The sequence below is a fragment of the [Anoxybacillus] calidus genome (assembly GCF_013760845.1).
Lineage (GTDB): Bacteria > Bacillota > Bacilli > Bacillales > Anoxybacillaceae > Paranoxybacillus > Paranoxybacillus calidus.
This window is the reverse complement of sequence record NZ_JACDUU010000003.1, coordinates 143682-158531: the sequence shown is the minus strand read 5'-3', so window position 1 is coordinate 158531 and position 14850 is coordinate 143682. Positions and strand designations below refer to the sequence as shown.

Here is a 14850-nt window from a genome sequence, read left to right as displayed (position 1 = left end):
TTCTTTTTTATAGGTAAACTATTGAACGAAGAAAATGGTTTTATAGTCTTTAACAAGTGCCTTGCCTTTCTTTGAAGCAACCCCTTTTGTAATGACGAGACGGTAGAAGGTTCCTTCTTTATAAGCTGAACCTGGGGCGTAAACCTTCACAACTTTCTCTGTTTGATCAAGCTGGACGGAAATATCTTGACGGTTGCCGAATTGATCTTCGACATAGACCGTTTTAGCTGTCACGGTCTTAGGGTTTAACGGCATATTAAACGTTACTGTCCATGTTTTCATTTTATCTACTTTTTTTGCATTTGCGTTAGATTCAAAATATTTCTCTTTGTGGCTTGAGCTATAGACAGCTTGAACTTTATCAAAATATAAAACGCCCTTTCCTTGTTTAGCCGCGGCAGGCTCGGCGACATACATTTTTTCCAAACGGATTGGAAGCGCGATATTTTCAGGAAGCTTCGCCTGAACATATTTCCACCCGTACCAATCGAGTCCACCTTCCTTTGTGAAATCAATGGTTACTTCCTTGCCGTTCCCGTCACGTACTTTCCCACGGAGCCAATGTCCTTTTCCATCTCCATATACCCAAAGACCAATCGAGTCCGGCTTTCCGGCAAGATGAATCGGCTTTTTCGCAACAAGATATGAAGCTGCCGTTCCGGCCTTGCCAAGAGAAAAATTATATGTGAGCTTAACCGCTCCTTTTCCCTCTTGGGCTTCCTCTTTACCGACAGCGCTAATGGATGAGCTCGCCCGAATATTTTCCGTTTTCCAATTAGCGAAAGAATCAAAGGAGTCCAAAACAACCGGCTTGTCCGTTACTTGAACAGGAATCGTTACTGATTTGTTTCCAAATACCGCTTTGATGGAACCGCTGCCTTCCCGTTCTCCTGCTGTAAACACACCATTTTTATCCATCTTCCCAACACCGCCGGAAACCGACCATGTCACGGCCTCTGGCCCAAAATTGAACGGTTTGCCGTTTTCGTCTAAAGCTTTAACTGTGATTTTCTGTGATTTTCCTTTGCCAATCACAAGCGACTTAGGTTCAACGGATAACTGATGCGGGCTGGATACCACTGTTACCGGAAGTTTTTGCTGCGCTTTTCCGTATTTGACAATCACATATCCACTTCCCGGCTTTTCGGCCACAAACACGTTTCCTTCCGCACGTCCAATATTTCCGATGACTTCTAATGTGATTTTATCATTGGAAAACGAAAGCGGATTATAATATTGGTCTAATACATAATGAAGCTTGTAAGCTACTTTTCCGCCAACAGCAATTTTTCCAGATTGTGCTTGCGCAGCGGATAAATAAGAAGGCTCACCTAAAGGAGCGGTATTGACTACCTCTAAAATAGAAGAAACCGCTCTTTCCCTTCCATCAGACGGTGAGTTCACAATGGTCGCAAACGTTTTACCAGGATTTCGAGCCACCATCGTTGTAGAACCGCCGCCATCCAAATTAATAGCTTGATAGCCACCAAGCTGAACGATATACTGTGCAAATTCTTTTAAAGTCATTCCGTTGCTGTAGCCGCTTTTCCGGCCATCTACTGTAACAAGAAACACGCGCGTTCCCGTTTGGTCAATCGCAACTGCCGAATGAGGATGACGTTCATAAGCACGCGGGCTTCTTTCATCAATCGTCATTTGCACTTTTCCTTTTTGCACAAGCAATGGACCGCTTGCCACCATAAATTTGCTATCTTTCCATTGGCTATTAAGATCAATGGTTAATTCAACCTGATCGCCGATGGATAGCTGTCGAATAGCTTCCACTTTTTCCCCTTGGGCGGAGATGACAAAACCGTCCTTCGGAATCGTTGCACTGCTTTTCTGGCCATACGGACGAATGGATATGACTTTTCCTTGAATTTTCTCGCCAAATTTTGCTTCTCCATCAATTCGCTTGGTCACATTGGCAACAACGACTTCCAGTCCATATGGATTCGTTCTCGTATTAGGAAATCGATAGCTTGATGTATACAAAATACTTTCGTTATCATCCCGCGCCTTATTAAATGAGTCGATTTTGTATGTTTTTCCATGATGCGAAAGTTTAATATCTAACTGAAATGAATCGACAATCGCCTTCCCGTCTTTAGAAATGCCAAAAGCAGCGGGAGTATGCATATAGTCGTTAGAATCGTAGGAAACAGCTCCTAAATTAATAATCTTATTATCTTTTGCAAGCAAATAGGCTGGCTCTCCACTGTCCACATGGAAAAACGACCCATTGATCGCTCCGATGACACGGTGTCCCGAATATGTATGCTGCTTCGCCAGCGATGATGTAGTTGTTAATTTTGTCAATGGATTAGGCAGCCCGAGCTCAACTGTCGTATAGGGTGTAGAAAGCTGAACATCTAGAACATGAAAGGCATAATTTTTCCCCGAACTAGCTTTTCGTTCTTTGATCAATGTCACCCCTTGTGAAATTTTTATTTGTTCTTTATACTGCGCTGCTTTCACGAAAGGGTAAGAAACGATGGACTGCATCCAAACGACTATGATCGACAATAAGAATATTCTCCTAAGTAATTTCATAATTTTGGATATCCCCCTTATTTTCGTTACTACAAACTAATAAATTATTATATTTATATTTCCATTAAAATCCAATAGATTCGACAATCTTCTCGCCATCCTTTTTAATTTTTTACAAAAAAAGAAAAGATATCTACAAAACTGTAGATATCTTTCCCGGCATCAACCCGTCCATCGCACTCTACTCTATATTCAATACAAAACGGAAGATGGACTTCACTTTTATTCTACCACAACTAGTATCCTATACAAGTAAAAATATGAAAATATTAGATAAATTGTATGAATAACCTTTATTAATCATTAATTACCTAAATACGAATATTTTTCAAACTTTGGATATCATTATATTAAACAAATATTCACTATTCACCATTTTTACAAAAAGGTCGATTTTCTCCGATTAACCAATCCAAGTGATCATGAAGAACATTTCTGTTTGCTGAAATTTCCAATTATGCTGTTTCGGTACGATATGTGAACGACTTTACATAGAATGAACCGATTATACAACCTCGTTCTTTGATCCTGCAGACGTACTGCTTATGAAGCATACAAAACATTCATGCTAGTTTTACTGTCTATCCCCTAAAGCAACCCATATTCTCCGTATTATTTATTAGAATGAAACCAACCTTGTCGTTAATTGTCGAATTGGTAACCATGATTATTTCTCCCTATTTCACTGATTTTCTAATGATATCTCTATCATTCAGGCAAAAAATCGATCAATGTAAAAAATTACTTCTCGACAAATTTTGTCGAATGTTGTAGAATAAAGTTGCGATAAGCCTTAGGTTGATAAGCCAGTTTACAACTCCCTTAACTGGCTTATCTTTTTTTTTGCTTTTTTTTCTCTCCTTATTTCTTCCTCTTACATAAACAGGACTTCCCAAAAAATATTGTTTAAATTTGTCAAAAAATCCATTACAATATGTTTATGTCTACCCAATAAAACTATGCATGCTGGAGGCTTGCAAAATGATATATCATGTCGAGCTGTTAAAGGGAATGTTTCGACCAAAAATAAAATTTTCTCAACTTAAAGAAGCAGAATATGTGAAAAATATAACAGGAAAAATTCTTCTTGTTTTACTTTTGAGCGCTATCATTTCATTCCTTCGTGCTTATTACGGGATTGGAACAGAAGAACTAATAGGGAAAATGGAGCAGTATACAAAAGAGCAATTTGTACTTGCACAGTTCTTTTTTGCTCTCGGTCATGTGTTAGGTGGATTGATAATCCCTTTATTATTTCTATTCCTTTCTTCGGCGATTTTTTTCTTTCTTTTTGATGTCAATTTTGTGAAACTATTAGCTATTCACGCTAGCGTTCTACTCATTTATGTGCTGGAAGAAATCCTTCTCTTCCCATTACAATTATTTTTAGGAATAAAAGATACATTTTCACCGTTTACACTTGGCGTTTTGGGGCCATACATAACCGACAGTCCTTTTGTATGGACGTTACTCCGCTCCATTTCATTATTTTCTATCTGGGCAATGCTCATTCAAATGGTTGCCCTTGAACAATTAACGGAAAAACCAAAACGCGCGATCATGACAGCCGTCATTGCCGTCTACGTCTTTTTCGCTTTATTATCAGCAATCTTGACTGATATTCCGTTTGAAAAACTTTTATAACCTATTTCGCACTTAAAGGTGGGAATGTCGTTGAAACGATGGAAGATTTATTTGCTTATTGTCGCAATTGTTATAGTTGTGTGCACAAACCTTTACTTCATTTTTTATAAAGAAAGCAAAATTCCAAAGTCTGTCTATGTCAATCAAATCAGCTCAGCAACAAAGACAGATATGAAAGAAACAGTAAAAACCGTCGGGATGGCTGCACCGTCAGACCGGCAATCAATTTATTACAATCCAGAGTTAGGTCCAATTGACCAAATCCTTGTTAAAAAAGGGCAAGAAGTGCAAGTCGGCACGCCTCTTTTACAATATGAAAGTACGGAATTAGACAATGAAAAAGAGCGATTAGAGTTAAAAAAGCAACGAATCGATGAACAAATCGAAAAACTAGCTGCTGATATTCAACATTACGAAACAATGAAATCTTCCTTACAATCTGAAAATCTTGAAAAAGAGCAATTAGATAAAGAACTACAAGAACTAGAGCAAAGCATTAAACAAACAGAATATGAACAAACGTTACTGGAATTAGAATTAGAAGAATGCGAACAGCAATTGAAGGCGGTAACGGAGAAAAGTGAGCAACTCGTTGTAAAAAGCGAAATTTCTGGCATTGTTGAGGAAATCGGTTATGACACAACCAAACCGCTCATTACGATTGCTTCCATTCCACCTGTTATTAAAGGAAAAATTTCAGAAGAAGAAATCGAAAAGCTATCTGTCGGACAAAATGCCATTGTCACACCGCGAACCTTCCCAAATCAAAAATTAACAGGCTCTATTATGGACATCGGCAAACTACCTATTGAAGAAGCAAGCGTTAAACAAAAAAGCGAGTATCCATTTACCATACAGCTCAAAGAACAAGCAGAACAGCTTCGCCTTGGCTACCATGTAGATGTAACGATTATTACGAAAGAGAAAAACGGCATCATTACCGTGCCACATCAAGCCGTATGGAAAGAAGGAACGAAATCGTTTGTTTATGTCATCCAAAATGGCCAACTAGAAAAGCGAAAAGTGAAGCTGGGAATGAAACAGGGAACAAACCAAGAAATACTTGAAGGAATCAAAGAAAAAGAACGAATCGTTTTACATCCAACAAAACAGATGGATAACGGAATGGCTGTCATAACAACGCTTGACTGGAAACAAATCGACAAGAAAATGATAAAAGAAGGGTCAAAACGGGAAATGCTGAAACAATTCCTTAACGGATTTTTTACTAAATAAAACATATAAAAACTCTTTAAATGATAGATTTCAGGAAATTCGTTGAATCGATAGATTAATGGGGGAAAGGTTTTGAGAAAGCGGCTATTGCCTTTTATATTATTTGCTAGTTTATTTATATTGGCGGACAAAGTCCATGGGGCTTCTACCCAATATATAAAAGTCTATACAGACACGCCGATATATGACTTTATTGCAGATGATCGAGTGAGAGTGGGAACATTGTTGTCGGGACAAACTTTCCCACTTCTTCATGAAGACGAAAACTATTATTATATTCAATTTGGAAATGACCAAGCATTTTTAGAAAAGAATCATAAAGTAGAGTTGATAAACCAGGCTGTTCATGATAACGATGACACCGCTCGAAAGAACTCACAATCAACTGTCATTACAACGAGACAAACGGTTGTATATAATAGTATTTCTTCAAACCAAAAAGGGTTTGCTATTATCAATACAAATATAAGGTACCCGATTGTCTCTGTTAATGGAAATTGGCTAGAAATTAACTTTGGAAATCGCCGCGGTTATATTCATAAAAAGAATGTCATTGATGATTATGGCGTTCCTGTTCTGATGTATCATCATATGTTAAGAGACGAAGAAAATAAAATGTTTAAAAACAACAGTATGGTCATTTCGGTAAATGCATTTGAAGAACAAATGCAGTATTTACACAAACAAAAATATCGAACGATTCACCTGCAAGAGCTAGAAGACTATTTAAATAAACGAGCGAACCTCGTTGGTAAAATTGCCGTTATTACATTTGATGACGGGCTGTTAAGCAGCACCAAATATGCATATCCTATTCTCAAAAAGTATAAATTGAAGGCCACTCAATTTTTAATTGTCTCAAGAATCAGACTGTCCGAAACTCCCTTTGACCCTGACTCTTTGCAATATTTTAGCGCGATCACCATGAAAAACACGAGTGATGTATTTGACTTTCAACATCATACATATAACATGCATCTTAGAAACAGAGAAACAAATGTACCTTTTCTAATTGAGAAGTCATTTGAGGAAATTCAAGCAGATTTCATGCAAGGACAACAAGTGATCGGAAAACATCATAAGGGAGCAGAAAATGTTAAATATTTAGCATATCCGTGGGGACAATATGATGAAAAAACGATTCAAGCAGCTAAATCGGTCGGAATTACCATGGCATTTACTACAGAAACAGGAAATGTAAAAATAGGCGATGATCCATTTCTGCTTAAAAGACAAGGAATCGGGCCTAGACATTCCATGGATGATTTTATTAAAAAACTAAATGGGACATATACTGAGCAATCCCCTTCTAAAAATGGTGCTGACCCATTGTTTTAGGTCAGCACCATTTTTCTATCAATGATCCTTTTACTCATTCTCATTCGGATCAAAAATTTGAACCGATTGAACTTCTACGTCGTTTTCGTAAGGCATTTCTGTTGTCAACATGATGACCTTTCCGTTACGTACAAACAACTTATCGACGTATCCGTCCACAAACCAGCTATTAAGAATTTCAAACGATGTGCTATCGTACATAGTAACGAAGTCAGCGTCACTCGTATAAAATACGCCTTGTGCCGGATCGAATGCAATGGCTGAAAATGGATCAATCGTTGTTACATATGTCATGTTTGTACTTTTTAAAGTCGTTGCACGGAAGATGGTTCCTGCATGATTAAAAATGTACTTACCATCCGTTGAAACCGTCATTTCCGGTTCCATTTCGTAGTCTCCATGATACGGAGAATCATATTTTCCTGTAAATTGTCCGTTCGAAGTGTCAGACCCCACAACTACCATATATGGTGCGTGAGGTCAGACACTGATGGATCAACCTCTTACTTTAACACTTTAACGTGTTGGGGGTCAGACCCCAACACGTTTAGCATGCGGTAGAGCATGACGGCTGTTTCGGCGCGTGTTGTTTGTTTCTTTGGTTCGAAGTTGCCGTTGGAGCGACCGAAAATAATTCCAAGCTCGGCTGCTTGTAAAACGGCTTTTTTAGCATAATCATTGATTTGTTTCATATCATTAAATTTCTTATTTAATGGAAGGGATTGTAACAGTTTTTCATTTTTATATTCAATCGCACGTATCATCATCGCTGCCATCTGCTCTCGAGTGATATTCGCATCCGGATGAAAGGAGCCATCTTTCGCTCCGTAAACGATTCCCGCGCGGTATGCAGCTTCTATTGATTGAGCAGCCCATGCTTTTTCCATTGGAACATCCTTAAAAATCCCTTTATACTCTTCTGTGCGTATTTGCATCGCTCTTACAAGCAACACAGCAAATTCCGCTCTTGTCAATTTTTGCTCTGGCGCAAATGTATCGTCCGTTTTTCCATGAATCACCCATTTTGAAGCGAGCGATTCAATCTCTCTCTTCGCCCAATGTTGATGAATATCTTTAAATGTTTTATCGTTAAAAATGACAGCAAAAGTGGATAAATGTTCTGTTGGAATAACCCAATAATCGCCTCTCAATTGTCCTCCTGCATATTCCCATTTTTTAAGTTCTTCATTGTAATACGCGCCTGTTGTCTTATCTTTTTGAACCGGCTTTTGAACCTTTAAGTAGAGCTCAATCGGTTCAGGGAATTGGCTGATTGCTTCTTTTTGGTCATTCGTAATTGTCACATCTAAAATCGTAGACTTTATTTGTTGAACAGGAGGTTGTTCAAAGTCTTGCTGCTTTCGTTCTTTTAAACGTATGTTTATACCGGAGCCTGATTTTCCATTTATATATTTTACATTCCCCGGAGACAGCGAAACTGTATAATGGGTATTGACAACAAGAGTTAAAGGTTTATTACTATTGGCCATTTTGTCAGCGATATCTTTTGCGAGCGAAACAGTCATATTGGCGGTTTGGTTCGATTTTGTTAAATCAATCTTCCAATCCTGGTCCGTTTCTTTGACCATTTCTTCCGTAACGTTTATAACCTCTCCTTCAGGCTGTTCCGGTATTGGCGTTGTTGTCCCGCCGTTCCCGCCAGTTCCTGGATTAGCCGTCTGTTTCCTGGTTATGAAAGTCCAAATAGTTGAACGGGATGTTCCCTTAAAATCATCACGCGCAATAACATACCATCCATACTCTTTTTCCGCCGATAGATTCTTCCATTCAACCTCAGCTGTTTCATTGTCTCTCACTTTAGCTGCTACGCCAATTTTTTCATCTGTAAAAACATTTACTTCAAATTTGTCTGTCGCTACTACTTTTTCTCGTGGTTGCAAATTTAAATCAATGACAAATTCGTCTTTTCCAGGGTATGTGGCACTATCATAATAGTTGTATCGGTTTAAGTATGGGGAGTATGTTTTGACATAAATTTTGTTTTCAACAGGACTTACGTGAAATAGCCGCATAAATCCCTGTCCGCCTTCAGGTCCGCCCTGGTAGTTAGCGAGCATTTGATATACTTTGCGGTCCGGCGTGCCGTCTTTGTTATCATCGATTTCATCAATTAATGTTTCGCTGTCATGATAATGTCCACAAAGCACTGCAATTACGTTTTTATTCGGTACAACAACTTCCTCATAAATTTTATTGCCAATCGGGCTGCGGTTTCCTGAGACAAGCAAATATTCATGGAAATTCAAAATCGCCATTCGGTCAGGATATTTCGCAAGCACTTGATTCATCCAAGCAATATCGTCGTCACTAACACCCCATCCCATGTAAATCATAATGAAATCGTTTCCGTTTACGCTTATCAGATCGTAATGCCCGCGATTGTTTTTATACGATTCTCCGTAATAGTCTTTTCCTTTAAAACGTTGTTCGCCAAAGTATTTGCTGTATTGGTTATAGTCGCCTGTTTTATGACCAACATCATGATTTCCAGCCAACACGCCGTATGGGATGTTTTGCTTGTCAAGAACGCTCATCGCGTCATTTGCGTTGTGCCACTGTATTTCGTCTGCCGCGGCATCGACTATGTCACCCGTATGGAAAACATATTTAATGTTTAACTCTTGTTGCTTTGCCGCGATCCACTCTGTCATTCGCTTAAAAATATGCGGATAACTTTTCGAATAATATTGCGTGTCAGACATCCAGACAAAGGTGTAATCAAATTGGGTAGTTGCAGCCGTTTCATCCTGCACGATGACTTGCACAGTTTGGCCTTTTATATAATCTGCCCCTTTCACCGTTCCACGCAATGTAAAGTTTTCATTGTTTTCGGCTACTTTCCAGCTCACCGCTTCCCATTGGTTTTCCGTGTAATTCCAGACATACATCGTTACTTTTCGGCCTAAAAGGGATTTCCCCTCCCAATTTAATTCGATTTCATCATTCGCATCGATTTCTTGATCTAATTTTACTTGAAAACGTTGATACGGAAACTTCGTTATGGATTTCGTTGTCACATATTGAGAGTCTGCTTTTTCTAATTTTTTTCGTTCTTCATTCGTTAATGCTGTCTCTCCGTGAGGAATCATCTCTTTAGGCGGTTCACGGTCAACGTTGTTTTGATAAATGGACAAGTTTTCCTTTTCCCCTGGCTCGTATTGATACCCTTTGAAGAATGTCACATGTAAATCATCTCTCGTAGGGTCAGAAACTTTCACCTTTAATTTAGGCGATGTCGATACATTTTCTTCTTGATTTTTAGGTGAAATGACTTCAGGGCTGAAAGAATGCTCCTCCACCGTAGAAAATGTGACCGTTTTAGATGCAGAGTTCCCGACATGGTCGACCGCTTTCAAAATTAACGTATGTTCCCCTTTGGATAATTCAGCGGATGACGTCGCAAATGGCAAGGTGATTGGTTTGCCGTCTAAAGTGGCTTCCACTTTACTTACTCCAGCGATTTCATCCTTCGTCTCTGCATCAATCGTAAATTCCCCTTTATACTCTTTTCCTTCTTCAATCGAAGGAATCATCACTGGAACAGTGTTATCCACTTTTACTTTGGCAGTTACCGTGTTCTTTCCGTCCGTTGCTTTGATAACATGAGTCCCTTCCGCTGCTTTCGTCGTATCCCACACATACGCTTTGGCATTGTACTTTTCATCAGGGATGGTAAAAGTAAAATCGACCGTTTCCTGCGATGACGCTCCATCCCCTACAGAAATTTCTTTTTCAGGATCTGTATAGTTGGAATCATAAAGAACCGTGCCGTCTTTCAATACTAATCTGGCATTTTTAATATAAAAATCATCACGGTTTTCTTCTGACTCTTGATCAAATGGAGAGACTTTTGTACCTGAACGAACGGAAATCGTCGTTCCTTTGCCTTTCTCAAAGTGCTTTGGATCAATTGGCACGGTTAAAGTAACATATTGATTGATCGTATCATCAAAGATAAGCAATACTTCGTCTCCGATTGTGATTCCATTTTTAAAATAAAGATTGGTTTTCTTCACATCTACCGCAAAATAAGCTTGATCTTCTAGAGCCGGTTTTGTTTCGGCAGTGACATCTTTTGAATCCATTTCAATCATTGTGCTTGTGATATCATCTGAACTGGCTTTAATGATTGCGGTTTTATTCAAAATGGTTTTGTCCGTTACATTCAGTCTGACTCCTTGCTTCTTCTCTTCCTGGATAATAGCGATTTTTTGTTTTTCCGTTGTTACATCATTCGTTCCATCTGAAATGACTAAGTAATATTCAATAAATGCCTTTCCGATTAGTTCCGGCGAGTAAATCGTATAATGATATAATTCGTCGTTAAAGTCCTGAAGCAGATCTACAGCTTTATATTCTGCCGCTTCATTATGTTTGTAAAAAAGACGGACGGTTTTGACTTGTTGATCATCTTTTACGTCAAACAATATCTGGATATTTTCGTATTCTGATACTTGCTTTTGCGTTGTTAAATCTTCAAATTCCGGCTCTTCATTGTCTTCTGGAATGGTAACAGGTTGATGAGGCACTTGTACCGATGCGACTTGTCCCGGCGTTGCCTGTTCTTTGGCGCTGCTGTATTTTTTCATCATAAGAGAACCGTCTCTTGGAAACGTATATAAAATTCCTTTATCCGCCGCGGTGTCTTTTACGTTCGGTTCATCGTTATAATAAGCAACCGCAACATCATGACCCGTATTCGTCGCAATCGCAATGCCGTTATAGTTCGCATTGGACATGCCATTGGAGTAAATTTTCACAATGCTTTCATTTTCGACTAATTGAGTGCCATAATGTTTATTAAAATCGGCAACGGTTTTATCTTTATTCCCTTGATTGATAATCCAAAACACCATCGTTTTTCCTGCCGGCAAGATGATATCTTCTTTTTCCGCTCCCCATACTAAATCCGCTTCAGGGCCATCCATTGGATAACGGTAGTGAAGCTTATAGTCTTTTAAATGAATGTCTTTTGAGGAGTTGTTATAAATCTCAATAAATTCGTAACCATCAAGTCCATTGACATTCGTTGAATCTGGAACAAGCTCCGTAATGAATAACGGCGGCAATTTTTGCGCATCAAATGCCCCGCTGTCAATGGTAATTTTCTGTTCTGTCGTTTCCGCTTTTTTCGTTCCGTCAAATGCTTCAATTTTATAAAATACTTCATTGGTTAAAATACTTTCTTTTGGAATAATCGCTGAATACCTATTTGTTTCTGCATTGGTTAGTTTCATTGGAATGGACTTATATTCGCCATTTTCTTGAAAACGATAAGATAAGACAACACTAACGACTTTCTCATTATCCATCACGTTCGCTTCAATCTGAATATCTTCCTGCCATTTTCCTTCCGTTACGGGTGTATGCGTAATAACTGGAGGTTGAGTATCTTGATTCACTTGAACAGGTTCATCAGGTACTTGTCCTTCGAGTATTTTCCCTGGATTTGCTGGATGGCTCAGGCCGATATGGACAAGCTGTGGTTGATGATTGACGACCTTATATTGAATCCCTTTGTTTTCGATAACATCTTCTTTTACATAACGTACCGATGAAATCTCGTGATTGAATGAATCAGCGATCATAATCGTTCTTTCGGATGTATTTGCCATCCCATCCGAGTGAATGGTCGTCACCCTATCTTCGCTGACAGCGGAGTTATAAATATGGTTGAAATCTTCAATTGTTTTTTCTTCATTCGATTCATTTTTAATCCAAACAACAAATGAGGACTGGGCTGGAATAGTCTTGTTGTCGTCAAACTTCCAAATGACATCTTCTTTATGATCAGACGCGGGATAGCGGTAAATCATTTGATAGTCTTGCAGTGAGATGGGTTGATTGCTGTTATTGTAAATCTCGATAAACTCGTATCCATCGCTTTTTCCTATGTTCGGTGAATTAGGAACGATCTCCGTAATGAGCAATTTCGGATTTTTCTGCGGGTCATCATTTCCTTCCACTTGTACCGTTACTTGAATTGGTTCTTCCTTGTTAGCTGGGTAGTAGGTTGTTTGCTGTCCGTCTTTTGCCTCGATGTAATAAGATAATTGCTTTCCAACATACTCATTAGCGGAAATCGTACCTGAATACTCGAAATTCTCTCCTTTTGTCAAAGGCTTTGACTTCCACTCTAAATCCGGTGAAGTTTGATAAAAAAGGGTAACAGTCGTATTCTCGCTGCCATTTTCCACTTTCGTACGAATGACTAAATCTTGCTGATGGCTGATGGTCGTAACAGGAGTATGTACAAGCTGCAATGTCGTGGTGTTAGCAGGCTCTGCTTGCGGTGATGTTGGACTGTCAGTGGGACTAGTTTGCTGGAGTGCTGGAATTTCTGTCGATTTTGCCGCCACAACAGACAGAGATGGTGAAAAAATTGTGGCAAAGCTAAGACAAGCGGCGATAACTTTTGCCAGAGTCGATCTAGAATGGGGCATTTTCAACTTCCCTCCTTGTATCAAGTTATGTAAAATATTACAAAATTTACATTATAGGGATATTGATGATATGTTAATTTTAGGTAAAAAAATAGGAGAAAGCCTAATTAGGAAAAGATAAAAATAAGGAGAATAAACCGCTTGATTTCGGAACATTCTTCCTTAAAGTATTTTTCAAATGTAACAGAAACACACTCAAAAGAAAATTTCTATTTCCCCTTCTTTTATCTATTTTGCGAAATTTACATTTTTATATGTATCTTTTTTCTTTAAACGACAATATCCATCAGGACAAACAATCAAATAGCCCAGCACATCAATTCCAACGATTCTTCCTGCCTCTACTAACCGTTTCGTTACTTCAATGTCCTCCCTCGACGACTCACAATGACCGCTAGGATGATTATGGTCTACAATGACAGAAGCCGAGGCAGCCTTTATCATCACCCTCGGATGCACGATGCTTGAATTGAGACTGCCTACGGGCTGGTTTTTCGTATCAAGGCAGACAACGACAAACTTCTCACAGTCGGCTTCCACAAGAAACGGCTTCAGCAGCTTGTACGCATCTTCCAGAGATTTGATTTGCCGCTCCTTGTACAGCACGCTAGACTCCCGATGTTGACGCGCTTCGCTGGCTGCATGAATGGACACCTCTCTTTCTAGCAACTCTAGCTGCTGGTGGTTGTTGGTTTGATACTTGCTCATCCTTTTCCCTCCTAAAACAAAAATAGCCCCAATTCCCCGAAAGGAATTGAGGCTTTATGACTATAGGTTCAAAATCATAATATATGTGAAATCAAGGTTGATACGATTTGAGCAAAAAGAAAAGCCCCGCAGAGATTCCTCTCCGCAGAGCTTTTCGGCATATTTCGAAGCGTAACAGGAACGGCCATCCTTAACGTTTAGATTTTCTATAGCCAGCAGCGATTGCTTCTTGCTCTGTACAGAAAATTTCTTCTGGTTCCGTACTATCGTAAAATTGTCCTCCCGGCAAGTGGTAAATTTTTTCACCCGAACTTGAAATGTTCCCTTTAATATTTAAGCAAGCTTGTTTAGGTTGTTGCTGCGGTTCAGGCTTAGGTTGAGATTTCGGCTGTGGTGCTGGTGACGATTTGGATTGTGATTGTGGTGACGTCTTTGGCTGTATATTAGATTCTTCGTTAGTTTCTTGTAAAGGTACTGGTGTTTTTTCATTCTCTTTGTTTTTGGTTGACGCCGCTTTTTCCTTTTCTTCCACTGTCACCATTTTTTTCTTATCATCCTTATCATCGTTACCTCCGCCACCATCACTGTCTCCAAATAAAGCTGTACAACTCCCCAAGAGAATGAGTAATATAAAAATCAAACAACCACAACCAAAACAACCGATTTTTTTCTCTTTTTCCTTTTTTTCTTCAGACATCGTTCTACCTCCTCTATATTTCTAACAAGCAATCAATTTAATTCTAGTTCGTAATCACGAACGTTGTATTCATTAATTTAAAAAATATAGATGTCACACATATCAAAAACACACACAAAAAAGCCCCGCAGAGATTTCTCTCCGCAGAGCTTTTCGACATATTTTGATAATCTTCAAGCGGTGACAGGCACCTATTGAAGAGATGACAAG

General features: G+C 39.0%; 8 protein-coding genes. 3 read left to right on the top strand and 5 right to left on the bottom strand.

All coding sequences use genetic code 11. From position 1 onward, the window contains the following. Positions 1–18: 18 nt before the first annotated feature. A complete protein-coding gene (locus HNQ85_RS07570) occupies positions 19–2526 on the bottom strand; it encodes a phosphodiester glycosidase family protein (protein ID WP_181537140.1) in 2508 nt (835 codons plus the stop codon). Positions 2527–3534: 1008 nt separating this feature from the next. On the opposite strand from HNQ85_RS07570, the gene HNQ85_RS07565 reads away from it, so the two are divergent. The 3 genes from HNQ85_RS07565 (at position 3535) to HNQ85_RS07555 (ending at position 6771) form a co-directional block, all read left to right on the top strand. Beyond that, a complete protein-coding gene (locus HNQ85_RS07565; protein WP_181537139.1) occupies positions 3535–4197 on the top strand; it encodes a hypothetical protein in 663 nt (220 codons plus the stop codon). A gap of 30 nt (positions 4198–4227) precedes the next feature. Beyond that, positions 4228–5433 carry an efflux RND transporter periplasmic adaptor subunit gene (locus HNQ85_RS07560; protein ID WP_181537138.1) on the top strand — a complete coding sequence of 402 codons (1206 nt, stop codon included), beginning with the start codon at positions 4228–4230 and terminating at the stop codon, positions 5431–5433. Positions 5434–5505: 72 nt separating this feature from the next. Continuing rightward, positions 5506–6771 (top strand): polysaccharide deacetylase family protein, encoded by a 1266-nt coding sequence (locus tag HNQ85_RS07555; protein ID WP_181537137.1) that lies wholly within the window; start codon positions 5506–5508, stop codon positions 6769–6771. A gap of 30 nt (positions 6772–6801) precedes the next feature. Here HNQ85_RS07555 and HNQ85_RS07550 read toward each other — a convergent pair whose 3' ends face one another. From HNQ85_RS07550 to HNQ85_RS07535, 4 genes are all read right to left on the bottom strand, one after another. Continuing rightward, positions 6802–7158 (bottom strand): hypothetical protein, encoded by a 357-nt coding sequence (locus HNQ85_RS07550; protein WP_181537136.1) that lies wholly within the window; start codon positions 7156–7158, stop codon positions 6802–6804. Positions 7159–7274: 116 nt separating this feature from the next. Then, the gene (locus tag HNQ85_RS07545) at positions 7275–13235 is read right to left on the bottom strand and encodes an S-layer homology domain-containing protein (RefSeq protein ID WP_181537135.1); all 5961 of its coding nucleotides are present in this window, start codon (positions 13233–13235) and stop codon (positions 7275–7277) included. A gap of 228 nt (positions 13236–13463) precedes the next feature. Further along, positions 13464–13943 carry a JAB domain-containing protein gene (locus HNQ85_RS07540; protein ID WP_181537134.1) on the bottom strand — a complete coding sequence of 160 codons (480 nt, stop codon included), beginning with the start codon at positions 13941–13943 and terminating at the stop codon, positions 13464–13466. A 190-nt stretch (positions 13944–14133) separates the two neighbouring features. Further along, on the bottom strand, positions 14134–14640 hold the full coding sequence (locus HNQ85_RS07535) for a sunset domain-containing protein (protein WP_181537133.1): 507 nt from the start codon (positions 14638–14640) through the stop codon (positions 14134–14136). Positions 14641–14850 lie beyond the last annotated feature (210 nt).

Excerpts from the sequence above, each read along its gene's own strand:
- HNQ85_RS07565 (WP_181537139.1), top strand. The coding sequence starts at position 3,535 with ATGATATATCATGTCGAGCTGTTAAAGGGAATGTTTCGACCAAAAATA.
- HNQ85_RS07550 (WP_181537136.1), bottom strand. The coding sequence starts at position 7,158 with ATGGAACCGGAAATGACGGTTTCAACGGATGGTAAGTACATTTTTAAT.
- HNQ85_RS07545 (WP_181537135.1), bottom strand. The coding sequence starts at position 13,235 with ATGCCCCATTCTAGATCGACTCTGGCAAAAGTTATCGCCGCTTGTCTT.
- HNQ85_RS07540 (WP_181537134.1), bottom strand. The coding sequence starts at position 13,943 with ATGAGCAAGTATCAAACCAACAACCACCAGCAGCTAGAGTTGCTAGAA.
- HNQ85_RS07535 (WP_181537133.1), bottom strand. The coding sequence starts at position 14,640 with ATGTCTGAAGAAAAAAAGGAAAAAGAGAAAAAAATCGGTTGTTTTGGT.